Below are 18179 nucleotides of genomic sequence, written 5' to 3' on the forward strand. Positions count from 1 at the left end.
CAATTAAGAATTAAGAGTTATGAAGATCAATAAAATATTTCTGTTGGCCGCTATGGCATTGACGGGTATGGGCTTCGCTTCTTGTAGCGATGACGATAACTTTGAGCCCGGCAAGCCAGCAGGCAGCAACAACGTATATTTCGTAGATGAGGCTTCTCAGGTGCTGGAGTTGACAGCTACCAGTTTCACCATCACTATGGGTCGTGCCGATGCCGGTAGTGCTCTTTCAGTGCCCCTGACTCAGGTACAGGTTGACCCAGTGTTTACTGTTCCTGCTACAGCAGAGTTCGCTGCCGGTCAGACAGAGACAGAGGTGACCATCCAGATCAGCGCTGAGGCTGTTCCTTTCACCAACTATCAGTTGCGTCTTGCAATCCCTGAGGAGTACACTTCTCCTTACAAGGTGAATGAGAAGGGCTATGTTCCTGAGATGAATGTTAACATCATGAAGGAGGATTATAAGCCTTTCCAGAAGGGTACCTACTACTCACAGTTTAATGATGCAGAGGTGCATAATAATGTTCTGGAATACTCAGAAATGCAGAAGACTTATCGTGTTAAGGTGGTAGATGAGGCTATGGAGCACACTTTCACCTTCACCATCGACGCTAATAACAAAATCCATATCAACGAGAAGCAGATTTATCAGGGCTGGGACTATTCTGATGAGTATGGTGGCGTTTATGCTATGCAGGCTGATGATAAAGAGTCTTTCTATGATGAATCTGATGGTGACAAGACATACATCTTCGGATTCAAGTATGCACTTCCTAAAGCCGGACTTTCTTTCACTAATTCTGCCTATGACTATTTTGTAGTTGAAGAATAATGAAGAAACAAAGATTGTCTATATTGGCATTGGTGGCTATCCTTGGGATAGCCACTTATGCTTCTGACCGTACCGATGCAGAGATGAAAGCAATAGCTAGTCAGCAGTTGCTCGGTGCGATGTCAAGAAACGCGAGTCTTGTGAATAAGAACCTGACTCAGGAGTTGAAGAATGATTATCTCTCTGTATACAGTGCTGAGGGCCGTGGATTTGTGGTGGTCAGTCGTGATGATGTGTTTCCTGCTGTGCTTGGAAAATCCTCATCCGTTATCGACATGAACAACCTGCCAGAAGGTTTCAGCTGGTGGTTGCAGGAAGCCAGTAACTCTATGCAGCGCAGACTGGAAACCGGGAATTGGTATGTCCGAACACGTACCGGTGTGACGGTAGAGCCGTTTCTGACTACCAAGTGGAATCAAGGTACTCCTTATAACCTTCTGTGCCCAAGTGTAGCAAGTGAGCATTGTCCTACAGGTTGTGGCGCTACTGCTATAGCTCAGATTATGAAATATTACCAATATCCTGCTCAGGGGCAAGGCACAGGATCGTATTCGAAGAATGGAGTCCCCAAGACCAAGGAAATCAAGGGGGTCTATGATTGGAGCAATATGTCTGATACTTATGCTAAGACCCAGACCACATTGACAACGACGACCGAAGCTGTGGCAACGCTCATGTCTGATGTCGGTGCGGCTATAGGTATGGACTATACGATTAGCTATGGTGGTAGCCGCCTATCCAATTGTGCAAGAGCACTGGTTGATAACTTCCAATACGACTCTCTTTCGCTTCGCATATTGTATCGTACCTTATATACGGATATGGAATGGCAGGGCCTTGTCTATAATGAACTGACCAATAAGCGACCGATACTTTATGCAGGAAATCCGGAAGACGGTTCTTCTGGTCACGCATTCGTTTTCCATGGTCTTGATGCCGATGGTAAAGTCTATGTAAACTGGGGTTGGAGTGGCTCTTGCGATGGCTACTATGATATGAATATCTTACAGCCGGGCTCTGAGGCAGCACAGAAAGGTGACTATAGTAGCTACAACCAGATGCTCATTGGTTTTAATCCCAGCAAGACGCCTGCTGAGGGCGCGGTAGACTACTCCTCATGGTATACTGACTCAATCTGTATTTTGTCGATTGATCAGGATTATCTGATGCTCACTGCCCGCGGAATCTACAATCGGAACTATCGTAGTTTCCGTGGTAAGATCTTTATCGCCATGGAGAATTCTAACGGCAAAGAAGATGATAATGTTAATATTCTCATCTATGACACTGAAGACGAGGATGGAAGCCCTGTTGAACCCAATTATGGCTTTGTATTTAATACTGAAGATCATGAACAGCTTGGTACAGTGGAATGTATTAATCTAAGGGATAATACAGTGAAACCTGGTACATATCTTGTTACATTTGTTACACAGGGTATCCATGAAGCAGAGCCTTCTCCTATCCGCCAAATTGGTGGCCTCATCTGCCAATATAAGTTAGTAAAGGGCGCTAATGGTGAACTCAGTATCACAGAGAGCCCTGCCTCAACCCCGATTACAGCAATAACTTCTCCAACAGCAAAACAGGTTGGCACAAGAACCTTCTACGATCTCAATGGTCGTCGTGTTGGTAACAATCTGGATATACTTGGAAAAGGTGTATATATTAAAGACGGAAAGAAGGTTATGAAATAAAAAATAAAGGCTTGCCGATTGGCAAGCCTTTATTTTATTATTTTCTTTCCCCCTAAGATATAAATGCCCTTAGCAAGAGATTCGATGTCAGTGCCTGCATACCTGCCGTGAATATCGTAGATGCGGGCGTCGGCTTTGTTATTCCAGACAGTTTTGATAGTAGAGGTTTCCGACATAACCTCTGCCTTCACTTCGTCGAGGAAGAAACGGTTTTTTGAGGGGGTGAACTGGATGGCAATCTCACCTGTACCGCTAATGAGAGACTCGCATTCTGTCCATTGTTCAGGTAATAGTGTATACGACATCTGCGATAGCATCACCTCGTTGCTGCCCATAACCGTTATGCCGATTTCAATTTCATCTTCCCCATAGGGAGCGGCACGGAATGTAAGCTTTGTGTTGCCCGTCACACAGAACTTTGGTGTAGTCACAATACCCTTTGTGACAACATTTCCAAATCTGGCGCATTTATATCCGCCACCTTCTCCTGCCAGCTTCCAACCCTTGTTGTCGGCAATATACTCAGCAGAACCAGAGCTAACGCGCCAGTTGCCATCGTTGCCACCTTCGCCATTACACTGGTCGAAAGTCTCATGAAAGACAACACCACCGATATGTGCTTCGGTATTTGTATCAACGGCACGGAACTTGAAATCAATAGAGCCATCACTATTCTGGCGAATGTCTGTGATGGCCTTACCCAGTAATGTGGAACCGTTAGTTTTTGCATGATACAACGTAAAGGTTGGTGAAGAAGTATTGCTAATGCTATCCTTAAGGTTATAAGGATAGGTATCTGACGATTCATCATTATGATTGGTTATCCCATCAGCAGGCACAATAGACAGGTACTGATGGTTGGTTTTAAATATGTTGTTACCTTTCATAAAGGTGCTTCCTACGGAGTTTACTGCGTTGTGATGCCATACGTCCAGATCAAAATCAATATGTGTCACCAACAGACCACTGCCGCCGATTGCCTCATCCCATCCCGTTTGCTGACGATTCTCCAATAGGAAATATTCATTGGGATAGTCATCGTTTACTAACTGATAGATGTTGCCGCCATCACCGATGGGCTTCATACCGCTGACCACTTGATCCTCCATCAGTACAATAGGATCATTCCAACCGATATAAGCCTGTTCAAAGGCTGTATAGTTTGGGGGCAGATAGCCATTGCCGTTGTAGGAGCCATTGCACATCAGATCCCAGGACCCCATGCCGTAGTTGTTGGTATCGACTAAATCATATGTGTCAGGTAGGCCTAGGCAGTGAGAGAATTCATGGCAGATGGTGCCAATGCCATCTATATTTCCTTTGCCATTCTGTTCAGGGCCGCAGGCATAGGTGTTTACGGTAATATTGTCGAAGATAGGTTTGCTGCCGTATGCATATTCGAGCTCAAACTCATGAGGCCAGATTGTATCATCAGAACCGCCATCGGCCTGTCCTTTGCCTGCATAGATGATAAACACCTGATCTGCATAATGGTCGCCATCCCAATCATAGTCGGCAAAATTCACTTGGGCGTCTATGGCCTTACATGCCTCTACCACCATCTCGCCTGGATGTTTGTCTAATCCTTTCTCGCCATTGTCCTGGCCATAGTAGGCATAACCATTCTTCAAAGTGACAGGCCCCACTACATCAAAGTCAAGCTCAAACAAACCGCCGCTCTGGGCTAAGAAGTAATCATGTACACTGCCTTTGAAGTTGCCTTCAATGTAATTCTTACCATTGGCAATATGGTTGAACGTTGTTAAAGGGTCTGTTACCTTGAATGAGAGGTCATAAAACTGTACAAGTATAATCAATCCCTTCTTCTTTCCAGTATATGGGGCGTGATTATCGCCAAGCCCACGGGTATGTGCGGTTCGGCGTGAGCGCAACTGCTCACGCTCCATTCTGATGGATTGCGCCTGTTGTGAAAGGGTATATTTGTCGATTAAATGGAATGCTTTTCCTTCTGAGATGTAGCAGTCACCGCTTTCTGTCTGCCAGAAGTGTGTGAACTCATCGCCTTTAAGTTCTGCCTTGATTTGACGACCGTCGGCTAGAAACAGCATGCGCCATTGCCCTGGCTTGGCAGGGACAGCCCAACTTGCAACTGTAAGCAGAAAGGCTGACAGAGTAATTAGGAATCGTTGTTTTTTCATGAATTCATGAATTATATTGAGCAGTTATCGCTTCTGTTTGAAGAAAGATTGCATGAGTTGACGGCATTCTTCTTCCAGTATTCCGCTGGTAACGCTGGCTTTGGGGTGGAAAGCATGTGGGGCCAGGTCGTGGTAGCCGCGCTTTTCGTCTGTGCAGCCATAGACGATACGGGGAATTTGTGCCCATCCGATGGCACCAGCACACATGGTGCAGGGTTCTACGGTGACGTAGAGGGTGCAGCCAGTGAGGTATTTGCCTCCAAGGGTGTTTGCCGCGGCAGTGATTGCCTGCATCTCAGCATGAGCGGTAACGTCGCAGAGGGTCTCGGTGAGGTTGTGGGCACGTGAGATAACTCGGTCCTTGCACACGACAATAGCGCCGATGGGAATTTCACCGGCTTTGTAGGCTGCTTGCGCCTCGTCGAGGGCCATCTGCATGTAACGCTCGTCTTTTTTTTGTTGTTCTTCTGTTATCATGTTGCAAAGTTACGAAAAATATTCGTAACTTTGCAAACGGATTATGGATTTTAAGATTATTCATATCAAAGAGACCGACTCTACCAACCACTGGCTGAAGGAGCATGGTGAGGGTAACATGGTTGTCGTGGCCGATTATCAGACGGCGGGTAGGGGATGTGGCTCTAACTCGTGGGAGAGTGAGCGAGGCAGAAACCTGACGTTCTCGATGCTCATCCATCCTGAGAACATTCTGGCTAAGGAACAGTTTAGGATTACTGAGGTGGTATCAGTAGCTATGTGCAGAATGCTACAGTCCTATATATATAATAAGGTGGAAATCAAGTGGCCGAACGATATATATGTCGGCGACAAGAAAATCTGCGGCATACTGATAGAGAACCGCCTACAGGGCACTGAAATCAAGGACAGCATCATCGGAATCGGACTGAATGTGAATCAGAAAGAGTTCAAGAGCGATGCACCTAATCCGGTATCACTCTATCAGCTGACAGGGCAGGAAACGGACCTCGAAGAGATGCTGATGGCATTCTTGGATTGTTTCGATAGTGAGCTTAAAAGTAAAACAACTTGTTTTACCTACAGAGAGATGCTCTTTAGGAGGGGAAAAGATAGTCTTTATAGAAGTAAAACAACTTGTTTTACTGCGAGACTGACGGATGTCTTACCAGACGGGAGACTGCTCCTTGTGGATCAGGAGGGCCGAGAATGTACTTACGCCTTTAAGGAGATACAATTCATTATATAATATAATAAGGTATATGGCAAGATTTAAGAGAATCCTACTGAAACTCTCGGGCGAGAGTCTGATGGGAAAGCAGGGCTACGGCATCGACCCTGAACGTCTGAGCGACTATGCTAAACAGATAAAAGAGGTTAGCGAGATGGGTGTTCAGATTGGTATTGTGATTGGCGGTGGTAACATTTTTCGTGGTCTTTCAGGTTCGCAGAAGGGCTTTGACCGTGTGAAGGGCGATCAGATGGGTATGTGCGCCACAGTCATCAACTCGCTGGCTTTGAGCAGTGCCTTAGGCGCTATCGGAGTGAAGAACCGCGTGATGACGGCCATCCGCATGGAACCTATCGGTGAATTCTACACAAAGTGGAAGGCCATTGAGGCAATGGAGCAGGGGGATGTGTGTATCTTCTCTGCAGGTACTGGCTCGCCATACTTCACTACCGACACGGGCTCAAGTCTGCGTGGTATTGAGATTGAGGCCGACGTGATGCTGAAGGGCACCCGTGTAGATGGTGTATACACAGCCGACCCGGAAAAAGACCCTACGGCTACGAAGTTTGAGGATATTACGTATCAGGAGGTGTTGGAACGTGGATTAAAGGTGATGGACCTGACGGCCATCTGTATGTGTAACGACAACCATCTACCTATCTATGTCTTCAACATGGATATTGTGGGTAATCTGAAAAAGGTGATGGATGGCGAGCAGATCGGTACGCTTGTGCACAGCTAAACCTCTTCGAACTCAACGTATTCGCCGTCGCCTTGGTTGAAGATTTTCTTCTCCTCGTTGCGATCGTCGATAATAGTGACACCATCGCTCGTAGTTGTTCTGCGAGTGGTGGTGTTACTGTTTGCTTTCTGCTCTCTTTGGGCGTATTGTCTTTGGGCGCGCGCACTCTGCTTCTTATTGCTGCTTTTGAAGTAGTCGTCGCCAAAGGGGTTCTTCTCTTTTTGTTCCTTACGTTTCAGGTTGCGATAATAGCGATCCTCTACTTCCTCTCTGAGCTTCTTGATGTTGTGATACATGAAGTTGATAACTATCATGACAATGATGGTTATGCCAATGAGGCCAAAGATGACAATAGCAAAAAAAATCTTCATGCCCAAAAACGGTTTTTAGTCGTTCTTCTTGCTTGCAACCACCGACAACGCCACATACCAGGCGATGATAGCGGCAAAGCCGCTGACTCCGAGAAGGAGCAACAGGGGGATGCAAGAGAGAACGAAGATATATTTTATCTCATTACCCTTCCACCCCCAGTGCTTGAACTTGAGGGCGAACATGGGAATCTCTGCAATCAGAAGATAGCAGCTGATAAAGGTGCCTGCCAGAATAATCCACTCAATGCCACTGAAGGCAATATCATGTTCTTGCAAACCGACGATGAGCGAACCCCAAAAGAGTGCGTTGGCTGGTGTAGGCAGACCTATGAAGCCTAAAGCCTGACGCTCGTCTAGGTTGAACTTGGCCAGTCGGAGGGCAGAGAATGCTGCCATTACGAATGCCAGGAATGGTACGTATACCAGATGGATATGGAATGTGCACAGGTAGCTGAAGATGATAGCTGATGGGGCAAAGCCGAAGGTGATGTCATCGGCTAGGGAGTCTAGTTCTTTACCAATAGGAGAACTAACGTTCAGCAGACGGGCACTCATGCCATCGAAGAAGTCGAACACGGCACCGATAATGATAAAGAGCAGAGCCATGCCAAAGTCACCCTGAAAAGCAAAATAGGTGGCGATGCAGCCTGAGACAAGGTTGCAGCAGGTGATGGTGTTAGGGATATGCTTCTTGATATTCATTTACTTCAGTTTTGCAATCACGGTCTGGTCGCCTGTGGTTGGCTGATCCATACGACAACGTATCTCGGTTCCAATGGGCAGATACACATCCACACGAGATCCCAACTTAATGAATCCCAGGTGCTCATCGATGTAGCACTCCTCTTCAGGCTTGGCATAGGTTACGATACGGCGGGCCATGGCACCTGCAATCTGACGAACCAGTACGTCCTGTCCTTCGGGGGTGGTAATCATGATGTCGGCATGCTCATTCTCCTCACTGGCTTTGGGAAGCCATGCCTTATGATAATTACCGTTCTGATGATGAACGAATTTTACCTTACCGTCAACGGGAAACCAGTTGGCATGTACATTCAGCGGACTCATGAAGATAGAGATCATCAGTCGCTTATCGTGGAAATATTCAGTTTCTTCAACCTCTTCAATCACAACGATCTTGCCATCGGCAGGAGCAACGACCAGTTTGTCGGTATCGCCATTGAAATAGCGGATAGGACAGCGGTAGAAGTTGAGAGCCATGAGCCAGGCGGCACCGAAGATGATCATAAAGGTCCAGAAGAGTATATTTATGTGGAGGCCATACCAAATGAGAGCGCCAATGCCTATAATGGCTAAGGCGCTGATGGTCAATTCGTTGGTTCCTTCACGGTGGATTCTTATCTTTTTAAGTTTCTTAATTCTTTCTCCCATTAGTAATATTCAATTGTTCTTTAATTGGCTGCAAAGGTACACAAATTTCACTAAAGATACAAACTTTTCTTGTTTTTCTTTTGGTAATCTCAGGATTTCAACGTATCTTTGAGGCTCAAAACAGAAAGATTTTTAGATAAAGAATGGAAGATTTCGTACATTTACATGTACATACCTACTACTCCATACTTGATGGTCAGTCGAGTATCAAGAAGCTCGTGGATAAAGCTATCGGCGATGGCATGAAAGGCATGGCGATAACCGACCACGGCGACATGTTCGGCATTAAGGAATTTCACGACATCTGCATTGGCGTGAACAAACAGCGCAAGAAAGATGGTCTGGAACCCTTTAAACCCATCTTCGGTTGTGAGATGTATGTAGCTCGTCGTGGTGATAAGAGCTTAAGGGAAACCAGAGAAGACTTGGGTGGTTATCACCTCATCGTGCTGGCCAAGAACTATAATGGCTATAGGAATCTGATTAAACTTGTGAGCAATTCGTGGGTTGACGGATTCTACAACCGTCCGCGTACGGACCGCATGGAACTGGAGAAGTATCATGAAGATTTGATCGTTTGTTCTGCCTGTATTGCTGGCGAAGTGCCGGCGAAGATATTAAAGGGTGATATTGCCGGTGCCCGCGAGGCTATAGAGTGGCATAAACGTTTGTGGGGCGACGACTACTATCTGGAGCTTCAGCGCCACGAAGTGACTGATCCGAATATCCGCGCCAATCGTGAGACGTTCCCTTTGCAGCAGCAGGCTAACAAGGTGCTTATAGAACTGGCTAAGGAGTATGGCGTGAAGCTTGTCTGTACGAACGATGCTCATTTTGTGGATCGTGAGAATGCCGAGGCTCATGACCATCTGCTGTGTCTGGCTACAGGTAAGGACCTTGATGATCCCGATCGTATGCTCTACTCGAAACAGGAGTGGTTCAAGACCCGTCAGGAGATGAACGATATCTTCAGCGATGTGCCCGAGGCCATGGCGAACACGGTAGAGATATTGGACAAGGTAGAAACCTATAGTCTGGATGCAGACCCGATTATGCCCTTCTTTCCGATTCCAGAATCATTCGGAACGGAAGATGAGTGGCGGCAGAAGTTCACGGAACAGCAACTCTACGATGAGTTTACCAGCGATGAAAATGGCGAGAATCAGTTGTCACCTGAAGATGGCGAGAAGAAGATCAAAAAGCTGGGAGGTTATGATAAGATATACCGTATCAAGTTCGAGGCTGACTATCTGGCAGAACTGGCTTATGCGGGAGCGAAGAAACGTTATGGTGATCCGATACCCCAAGATGTGGCCGACCGTGTGAAGTTTGAACTCCACATTATGAAGACGATGGGTTTCCCTGGTTACTTCCTGATTGTGCAGGACTTCATCAATTCTGCTCGCGACGAACTTGGTGTGATGGTGGGGCCTGGTCGTGGCTCTGCGGCGGGAAGTGTGGTGGCTTACTGCTTAGGAATCACGAAGATCGACCCGCTGAAGTACGACCTGCTGTTTGAACGTTTCCTGAATCCTGACCGTATCTCTCTGCCTGATATCGATACCGACTTCGATGACGATGGTCGAGGTAAGGTGTTGAAGTGGGTAGAAGATAAGTACGGGCACGAGAACTGTGCTCATATCATCACCTATGCCACCATGGCCACGAAGAACTCTATCAAGGATGTGGCTCGTGTAGAGAAGGTACCCATTGCGATATCCAATGCACTCTGTAAAGCCATTCCCGATCGTTTGCCCGATGTGGATGGTAAGACGCCCAAGATGAACCTCCCTAATGCCATCAAGGCTGTGCCAGAATTACAGGAGGCTGAGGCTTCCAGTGACCCGCATTTGGCTAACACCATCAAATATGCCAAGATGCTGGAGGGTACGGTGCGTGGTACGGGTATCCATGCCTGTGGCTTCATTATCTGTCGCGATCCGATTAGTGACCATGTGCCCGTGTCGACGGCTGATGACCCGGATTTCAAGGGTGTGAAAACCAATTGTACCCAGTACGACGGTCATGTGATTGAATCAACAGGACTGATTAAGATGGACTTCCTTGGACTGAAGACGTTGTCGGAGTTGAAGGAGGCTTGCGCAAATATTAAGCGAACAAGAGGCATCGATGTGGATTTGGATACTATTCCTATAGACGACCCTAAAACTTACGAACTTTATCAGCAGGGACGTACCATCGGTACCTTCCAGTTTGAGTCGGCAGGTATGCAGAAATATCTGCGCGAACTGAAGCCCACCGTCTTTGAAGACTTGATTGCGATGAACGCTCTTTATCGCCCAGGTCCTATGGGGTATATTCCACAGTTCATCCGTCGTAAGCATGGTGAGGAACCTATCACCTATGATATACCTGTGATGGAGAAGTATCTCAAGGATACCTATGGTATTACGGTGTATCAGGAACAGGTGATGCTACTCTCGCGTTTGTTGGCCGACTTTACCAGAGGCGAGAGCGATGCCCTGCGAAAGGCCATGGGTAAGAAGAAAAAAGATATCGTTGATGCGATGAAACCTAAATTCATCGAAGGCGGTAAGAAGAACGGCCATGACCCGAAAGTGCTTGAGAAGATTTGGAGCGATTGGGAGGCATTCGCCTCTTATGCGTTCAATAAGTCGCATGCGGCCTGCTACTCTTGGGTCGCTTTCCAGACTGCTTATCTGAAAGCAAATTATCCAGCAGAGTTCATGGCGGCTATTATGAGCCGACGAAGGGACCAGATTACTGAAATCACAAAGTTGATGGATGAGTGTAAGCAGATGGGCATTAATACCTTGGGACCTGATGTGAACGAGTCGTATGAGAAGTTTGGTGTGAACCAGCATGGTGAGATTCGTTTCGGGCTTGGGGCTATCAAGGGTATGGGTGAATCGGCTGCCCAGGCTATTATTGCCGAACGTGATAAGAATGGCCCTTATAAGTCGATATTCGATTTTGCCCAGCGTGTCAATATGAGTAATGTGAACCGTAAGGCTTTCGAGTCGCTTGCTCTGAGTGGTGGATTCGACAGCTTCGGTATTCGCCGCGAGGAGTTCTTTGCAGAAAATGCCAAAGGCGAGCAGTGGCTTGACACTCTGGTGCGTTATGGCCAGTTGTATCAGGCAGAGAAAGCTCAGGCTCAGAACTCGCTTTTCGGAGGGTTCGACGATTTGGAGATTGCCACACCGCCTCTGCCGAAGACCGATGTGAGATGGAGTGACATTGAACGACTGAACAGAGAACGCGATCTCGTGGGTATCTACCTTTCGGCTCATCCGCTCGATGAATATAAGATTATTCTCGATAATCTGTGTAATACAAGGTGTGCCGATTTGGCAGATGTCTCACAACTGACAGACCGTGAGGATGTTATTATCGGTGGCATTGTGACGGCCGTGCGCCAGAAGTTTACTAAGAATGGTAACCCGTGCGGTTTCATTACATTGGAAGACTTTGAGGGAAGTGGTGAGATCGCTCTGTTTGGTGAAGACTGGGGGCGCTGGAGTGGTCTGTTCCAAGAGGGTGCCTCAGTCTATGTCACTGCCAAGATGCGTGCCCGTTTCCAGAATAGCAACATCATGGAACTAAAGGTGCAGAACGTAGAGTATATGCAGACCATCAAAGAGAAGTGCATCGACCGCATCACGATCTCACTCGTCACCGATTTGCTGGATGAGCAGATTGTGGCCGATTTGAATGAGATCATTGCCGAGAATCCTGGTAAGACGAAACTCTTCTTCCAATTGCGCGACTCTCAAGGCTCTCATCATGTACTTCTGAAGAGTAAGATGGAAGGTGTTGACGTAAGACATACATTGCTTGAGTATATTGAGCATCACGAGATGCTTGACTATAAGATCAACTGATGTGGCATGGTATTTGCTACACTATTAATGAGACAAATATAGTATTCATCTTTAAAACGAAGAAAAAATGGAAGTAACAATCACAAAAGAGAACTTTGCAAGTTTGAAGGCTGGTAATCTGCCTTTAGTAGTGGATTTCTGGGCTACATGGTGTGGTCCCTGCCGTATGGTGGCTCCCATTATCGAAGAGCTGTCGAAAGAGTATGATGGCAAAGTGGTTATTGGTAAGTGCGATGTAGAGGACAACGAGGATATCGCCGCTGAGTTTGGTATCCGTAATATTCCTACCATTCTGTTCTTCAAGAATGGCGAGGTGGTTGACAAAATCATCGGTGCTCAGCCTAAGGCTAAGATTGAAGAGAAAATCCAGACACTGCTCTAAGTTATGGCAAGTCTTGACGAACTGATTAGGCAGGACGAACTGGAGAACCAGCAAGAGTTGGCATTTATCCGGTCTCAGATTCCTGCTGATATGAAAGGAACATTCAGCGATGATGACATCCTGTATATCATGGATAGCATTGTCGACTATTACTTTACCAGTGGCATCCTGGAGGGTAATGAAGAGGAAACGGATATTGATATGGAGAAAGTGGCCGAATATGTTTGTAAACAGGCAAAGGAGGCCAATGTCGGAACCTTCGATCCTCAGGATGTTTTTTTCATCGTACAAGCTGATTTGGACTTTCAGGAACAGAATCTGTAAGGACGAAGCAATCCTTGATGGTTGGTTCGTGCCGTATTCTGATTAGAAAGTACTTATTGAGATATACTCCCTGCTTTATTCAAAAGAAGCAGGGAGTATTTTTTTCCCACACCTCCCTTTTTAGAACACAATGGCGCGAGTGCCGTCTTCTTTCTCAGTAATCTCAACCTTCACGGCGTCTTCGGGCAGAACTTCTTCTATCAGTTCGGGCCATTCGATAAAACAGAGGGCTCCGCTATAGAAATAGTCTTCATAGCCCATATCGTAAACCTCTTCGAGTTTCTTGATACGGTAGAAGTCGAAATGATAGATGGAACCGTTTTTTCCGCCATATTCGTTGATAATAGCAAACGTAGGGCTGGTGATGACATCATCGACGCCGAGTTCTTCGCAGATGGCTTTGATGAATGTGGTCTTACCAGCGCCCATCTTTCCGTAGAAGGCAAATACCTTGTGGTCACCCATGTTGTCGATAAACTCCCGGGCTGTCTCCCGGATGTTGTCGAGATTACTAATTGTTATTTCCATATATATTCTTTTTTATCTTTACTATTTATCTTTTCTTTCCTGTTAGCGTGATGAGTGGTATGATGATTTCTTCCATCGATATGCCTCCATGTTGGAATGTATCACGATAGTATGACACGTAATAATTGTAGTTATTAGGATAGGCGAAGAACGAGTCGCCTGTGGCAAATACGTAGCTCGTGGATAGATTGGGCGAGGGCAGTTGGGCCTTCTGTGGATCCTTGATGACGAAGAGGTTCTTGTCTTCATAGGCCAGATTTTTGCCGAGCTTGTAACGCAGGTTGGTGTTCGTATTCCTGTCACCCACGATTTTTACAGGTTGAGTGCAACGTATACTACCATGGTCGGTGGTAACAATCACTTTATAGTCGGTTTGTGCCAATTGTTTGAAGAAGTCTGAGATGACGGTGTGGCGGAACCATGAGAGCGTGATGCTGCGGTAGGCACTTTCGTTGTTGGCCAATTCACGTACCATCTTCGATTCTGTGCGGGCATGACTCAGCATATCGATAAAGTTGAACACGATTACGTTCAGGTCGTTCTTCTCCAGTGTCTGGAATTGTTGCAGTAACTTGTCGGCTTCAGCCTGACTATTGATCTTATGATAGGAGAATGAATTCTTGCGACGATAACGCTCCAGCTGAGTTCGGATGAGTGGCTCTTCGTTCACGTTCTTACCTTCTTCTTCGTCTTCATCAACCCACAGATGGGGGAACATCTCAGCAATCTTGTTGGGCATCAGTCCGCTGAAGATAGCATTGCGGGCATATTGTGTAGCGGTAGGTAGGATGCTGAAATAAAGATCCTCTTCTATGTCGAAGTGGTCGCTCAACTCGTTTGCCAATATGCGCCATTGGTCGTAACGGAAGTTATCGAGAACCACGAGGAACACCTTCTGTCCATTGTTGAGCATGGGAAACAGCTTGGTCTTAAAGATGTCGGGCGAAAGAGTAGGGCGGCTCGTATCTCCACCAGAAGCGTTGGTGTTTACCCAATTCAGGTAGTTCTTCTTAATGAACTTTGCAAAGCCGTTGTTGGCGTCTTCCTTCTGCATCTGTAGCATTTCAGTCATATTGCTGTCGGTGGCACTCAGTTCAAGCTCCCAATGCACCAGGCGCTTATAAACGTCTACCCAGTCTTTCCAGTTTTGGCAGTCGAGTATCTGCATGGCTATCTGTTGGAAGTTCTGCTGATATTGCGTCTGGGTCACTTCGGTCTCAATAGCCTTGCGGTGGATGTTCTTCTTCAGGGTCAGTAATATCTGGTTGGGATTCACGGGTTTAATCAGGTAGTCGGCTATCTTTTGTCCGATAGCCTGATTCATGATATTCTCCTCTTCGCTCTTGGTCACCATCACAATCGCCAAAGATGGCTGCAACTCTTTCAGCTTCTGCAGCGTCTCCAGTCCACTGAGTCCGGGCATGTGCTCGTCGAGAAGCACAAGGTCGAAGTTGCGTTCCTTGCAGAGATCGATGGCATCGGTGCCATTGCTGACGGTTACCACCTCATAGCCTTTCTTTTCGAGAAAGAGGATGTGTGCCCTCAGTTGTTCAATCTCATCGTCTACCCAAAGTAACAATCCGTTGGTCATTCTTTTCTTTTCCCCTTTATATTTTTACCAGAAGTCATCCCCAAAGTCGAAGTCCTTCACCTGTTGTTGAGGCTGTTGAGACTTTTGTGGCATGAATTCGTCCTGTTCTTCTTGCTCGTCTATGGTGTCCATCTCCTCTATGTCGGGCTGTTCCATGTTCTCAGGTATCAGCAGCAGTCTCTCTTTGCTGATCTGCATCGGAGCAAACTCCTTCTCATAGAACTGTTGGTACTCGTCGTAACTGAACTGCCGTCCTATCAATGCCAGGTTCGCATTGCTGATGATGAGAGAGCGGCATTGCTTTAGCATCTCCTTCATCTGGTTGCTGGCATAGAGCTGGCGGGCATACTGCGTGGCTTCGTCGTAACTCAGGAAACCGCTCACCATCATACGGTGCAGACCGTTGTCTTCATCAATCTGCAATTCGAAGTTACGAACCAGAAAATTCGTGAAGTTGTAGCGGGCCAACTCGAAGAGCAGTTGGTTCTCACTAACAGAGTCAGGCTGATAGACAAGCATGAAGAGGAACTGCTGGTTGCGCTCGGTGCTGAGTGTGTCGACGCTGGTAGAGTCGTGTGTCAGCGTAATGCTGCGCATGGTCCATACGTCCCCGATATCGAACTTACCGCCATGAAGTCGGCGCCCTTCCTTTACTCCTTTTATAATCATTCCTGCCAGCGGACTGACTTCACTCTCTGGAAATCTCTCAACCACCTCTTGCAGACGGCTCATGCAGCCGTCGCCGTCTCCATCGTTTAACCGGCTCAGACCATCGATGAAGAGAAACTTGGCACGATTGCTGCCTTGTGGGAACCGTTTCTCTGAAAGAGCGGTGTTCGCCTTCACGACGTCGGCTCTGCTGTCCTTGAATGCTTCATAGGTGGTGGCATAAAGAGAGTCTTCAATATGTTCACCGAACTTGGCGTTCTCTACGTAGTAGGGGTCGGTAAGGAGAGTGGTCCACTCACTATTGGGGTGATTGGCCTTCAGGTGGGTCAGGCAGTTGTCTGCCTTCAGGTTGTCACCCTGCCGCAGATAAAGTAGATACAAGTGATACCAAGCTTCGTCCAGGTGTTCATAATCGGGGTAGTCTTTGGTCAGTCTGCCCAAATGTTTCTCGCAGAGACGCAGATTGTCCATCTTGTCTTTCAGAATGATGCCTGCATGCAATAGTGCATCTTTCAGTAAATCATGACAAGCAGCCTGTTGTCCTGCTGTAAAGGGTATCTGTGCTAAGTAATACTCACGCTGATGGGGATTGGTTGCCATTGAGTCTGTCGAGGCAATGGCTTTTTCTTGAACGTCCATACCCTCTGAAGACTCTTTGGTATCACTATCGAGACTGATGACGGTCTGATTGATACGTTGCCAGTTGTCTATGTTCTCTCGCTTGCCCCATTGGCGCTGGAAGGAGGCTTTTCCTTGGCTCACGGCTGTGGGATTGTAGAAATACCAACCACCGCTGGTGGCTGAAGGCGTGGAGATGGTTGGATTAAGATTCATATCGGCATTGGCAGTTATGGTCTCCTGTTCCAACAGCGCATATTGCTCCTCTTTCTCTTTCTTCTTCAGCTCATTTATCACGCGGTCGATAGCCTTGTTGCGCTCAGCTTCTGGCATAGCGGCCAGAGCCAGCAGAGAGTCCTGAAGCTGAATGGTGTTGGTATAAGGCACCAGCTCGTCGAGAATCCTGGAGCGACGGGAGAGTTCCTCATAGTCAGTCCGTTCCTTGTCGAGCAGACCAATGGCCTCGCCATAGCAGCGTTGGGCATCGGCAAACATGTCTTTGGCCCAATATATATTGCCTAATGTCAACAATAACACGCCCTTCTCTATGCCGTTTCTGGTTGATCGGCGACAGCCTTTCTCATAGGCGGCGATGGCCTCGGTGGTGTCACGTTGTGTCATGTGGATATTGCCAATAGCATAGTATACCTGGTCCAGATATTCCGTATTATTGTCAGAAGCCGCCATGCGTCTGAGTTTACCAATCATCTGGCGGCTATTGTTGCTGGCGGCAACCTCGGTCTGTGCGATGCGGGCATTGAACTGCAGTTCGTAGGGCGGATGACATCCCGCCACTTTGCCAAAGGCGCGATAGGCCTCGTCGCGATTGCCCAGTAGCTTTTGAATCTGTCCCATCAGGAACCATTCTCTTGCCCGCTGGATGTTGCGCCGTTCGTGCTTGATGACCTTTCGCAGGTAAGGCGCAGCTTTCTGGTAGTCGCCCTGACGAATGTAGTAGTTGGCATAGGTGTAGTCCCAGTCCTTGACAGCCCTGAAGTCCATGGAGTCGCGGCTCATGTTGCGAATCACGTCCTCTGCATCATATTTCCATCCCAGTTCGGTATAGCATTTGGCGAGCCACGCACGGGCCAGTCCGTTCATCAAGGGCTGTGTCTGATAGAGTCGGGTCATATATGAGAATGTGGCGGCAGCCTCGTCGAAGGCACCTTTCTGGAATTGTGCTTTTCCCATCAGCAACCAGGCTTTCCATATAAAGGGGTTATATTCCCTGCGCCCCAGCCACTCGCGGTCTTTTGGTGTTTTCCGCTTGCTGTTATCCCATTCGGGTTTGGCTTTGATGCTATGCTGGTGGATGGCTTTCTCACATTTCTCGATAGTGCGGTCATACTGACTCTTACCGATGTCGCGACTCTGCTTGTTGCCAACCATGTAGAGGGGAATCAGTTCGGTATAGTTGTCTTTGTTGCCTTTCTCTTTCTCAAGATTCCCCTCGATAAAGGCCTGTGAGCCATTGAAGTAAGTGTTGTATCGGGCATTGAAGGAGTGCCACCAGCGTGATTGCGCTGTGTTCTTCTGCGTTGAGCAGCCGGATATGGCCAAAACGCATGAGGCGGCAATCAGCCATTGGAAGCCGATAATCCTTACCCTTCTATGCATCTTCCTTTTTCTTTTTCTCCTCCAGCAGACAGTGAATCTTGCATGAGCCCTCGTCTGCAGCCGTACATGTAGAGCAGTCGTGCCCCACAGTAATCTCGTCCTCTCCTTTGTCGAAGTGAGAGGCAATGCCGGCTACGATGCCCAGTCCAACTAATAGTGCGATGCAAACCAATGCGAAACTCATACG

Annotated in this window: 16 protein-coding genes; 7 read left to right on the top strand and 9 right to left on the bottom strand. The window is 47.3% G+C overall.

All coding sequences use genetic code 11. The annotated features are described in order from the left end of the window. Positions 1 to 19 precede the first annotated feature (19 nt). Positions 20 to 829 (top strand): hypothetical protein, encoded by an 810-nt coding sequence (locus T325_RS02535; protein ID WP_051949662.1) that lies wholly within the window; start codon positions 20 to 22, stop codon positions 827 to 829. Then, a complete protein-coding gene (locus T325_RS02540; RefSeq protein ID WP_036910208.1) occupies positions 829 to 2526 on the top strand; it encodes a C10 family peptidase in 1698 nt (565 codons plus the stop codon). Before T325_RS02535 ends, T325_RS02540 begins: the two co-directional genes overlap by 1 nt. A gap of 29 nt (positions 2527 to 2555) precedes the next feature. Here the strand turns inward: T325_RS02540 and T325_RS02545 are convergent, their stop codons facing one another. Together T325_RS02545 and T325_RS02550 are read right to left on the bottom strand one after the other, a co-directional pair. Then, on the bottom strand, positions 2556 to 4685 hold the full coding sequence (locus tag T325_RS02545; RefSeq protein ID WP_036910209.1) for a M6 family metalloprotease domain-containing protein: 2130 nt from the start codon (positions 4683 to 4685) through the stop codon (positions 2556 to 2558). A 24-nt stretch (positions 4686 to 4709) separates the two neighbouring features. Next, positions 4710 to 5162, bottom strand: a complete 453-nt coding sequence (locus T325_RS02550) for a nucleoside deaminase (protein WP_036910210.1) — start codon at positions 5160 to 5162, stop codon at positions 4710 to 4712. Positions 5163 to 5205: 43 nt separating this feature from the next. On the opposite strand from T325_RS02550, the gene T325_RS02555 reads away from it, so the two are divergent. Together T325_RS02555 and pyrH are read left to right on the top strand one after the other, a co-directional pair. After that, positions 5206 to 5910 carry a biotin--[acetyl-CoA-carboxylase] ligase gene (locus tag T325_RS02555; RefSeq protein ID WP_036910211.1) on the top strand — a complete coding sequence of 235 codons (705 nt, stop codon included), beginning with the start codon at positions 5206 to 5208 and terminating at the stop codon, positions 5908 to 5910. Between the two features lie 13 nt (positions 5911 to 5923). Next, positions 5924 to 6634 (top strand): UMP kinase, encoded by a 711-nt coding sequence (pyrH, locus tag T325_RS02560; RefSeq protein WP_036910212.1) that lies wholly within the window; start codon positions 5924 to 5926, stop codon positions 6632 to 6634. Here the strand turns inward: pyrH and T325_RS02565 are convergent. From T325_RS02565 to T325_RS02575, 3 genes are read right to left on the bottom strand one after another with little or no spacing between them, the layout of a single operon-like run. Beyond that, positions 6631 to 7005 (bottom strand): DUF4834 family protein, encoded by a 375-nt coding sequence (locus T325_RS02565; protein ID WP_036910213.1) that lies wholly within the window; start codon positions 7003 to 7005, stop codon positions 6631 to 6633. The genes pyrH and T325_RS02565 overlap by 4 nt on opposite strands. Positions 7006 to 7020: 15 nt before the next feature. Beyond that, a complete protein-coding gene (pssA, locus tag T325_RS02570; RefSeq protein ID WP_036910214.1) occupies positions 7021 to 7707 on the bottom strand; it encodes a CDP-diacylglycerol--serine O-phosphatidyltransferase in 687 nt (228 codons plus the stop codon). Beyond that, positions 7708 to 8397 (bottom strand): phosphatidylserine decarboxylase family protein, encoded by a 690-nt coding sequence (locus T325_RS02575; RefSeq protein WP_036910215.1) that lies wholly within the window; start codon positions 8395 to 8397, stop codon positions 7708 to 7710. Positions 8398 to 8540: 143 nt separating this feature from the next. Here T325_RS02575 and dnaE point away from each other — a divergent pair, with 143 nt between their 5' ends. The 3 genes from dnaE (at position 8541) to T325_RS02590 (ending at position 12969) form a co-directional block, all read left to right on the top strand. Then, positions 8541 to 12263, top strand: a complete 3723-nt coding sequence (gene dnaE / locus T325_RS02580) for a DNA polymerase III subunit alpha (RefSeq protein WP_036910216.1) — start codon at positions 8541 to 8543, stop codon at positions 12261 to 12263. 67 nt (positions 12264 to 12330) lie between these two features. Beyond that, a complete protein-coding gene (trxA, locus tag T325_RS02585; RefSeq protein WP_036910217.1) occupies positions 12331 to 12645 on the top strand; it encodes a thioredoxin in 315 nt (104 codons plus the stop codon). Between the two features lie 3 nt (positions 12646 to 12648). After that, positions 12649 to 12969, top strand: a complete 321-nt coding sequence (locus T325_RS02590) for a hypothetical protein (RefSeq protein ID WP_036910218.1) — start codon at positions 12649 to 12651, stop codon at positions 12967 to 12969. A gap of 120 nt (positions 12970 to 13089) precedes the next feature. On the opposite strand, the gene tsaE is transcribed toward T325_RS02590, so the two are convergent. From tsaE to T325_RS02610, 4 genes are read right to left on the bottom strand one after another with little or no spacing between them, the layout of a single operon-like run. Further along, positions 13090 to 13497, bottom strand: coding sequence for a tRNA (adenosine(37)-N6)-threonylcarbamoyltransferase complex ATPase subunit type 1 TsaE (tsaE, locus tag T325_RS02595; RefSeq protein ID WP_036910219.1), 408 nt, complete (start codon positions 13495 to 13497; stop codon positions 13090 to 13092). Between the two features lie 25 nt (positions 13498 to 13522). Continuing rightward, positions 13523 to 15088: a T9SS response regulator signal transducer PorX gene (locus T325_RS02600; protein ID WP_036910220.1), complete on the bottom strand. Its 1566-nt coding sequence runs from the start codon at positions 15086 to 15088 to the stop codon at positions 13523 to 13525. Positions 15089 to 15112: 24 nt separating this feature from the next. After that, the gene (locus tag T325_RS02605; protein WP_051949664.1) at positions 15113 to 17992 is read right to left on the bottom strand and encodes a type IX secretion system periplasmic lipoprotein PorW/SprE; all 2880 of its coding nucleotides are present in this window, start codon (positions 17990 to 17992) and stop codon (positions 15113 to 15115) included. Continuing rightward, positions 17985 to 18176: a hypothetical protein gene (locus tag T325_RS02610; protein WP_036910221.1), complete on the bottom strand. Its 192-nt coding sequence runs from the start codon at positions 18174 to 18176 to the stop codon at positions 17985 to 17987. The genes T325_RS02605 and T325_RS02610 overlap by 8 nt, the downstream gene beginning before the upstream one ends. Positions 18177 to 18179: the final 3 nt, after the last annotated feature.

Source organism: Prevotella sp. FD3004 (genome assembly GCF_000746155.1).
Taxonomy (GTDB): Bacteria; Bacteroidota; Bacteroidia; order Bacteroidales; family Bacteroidaceae; genus Prevotella.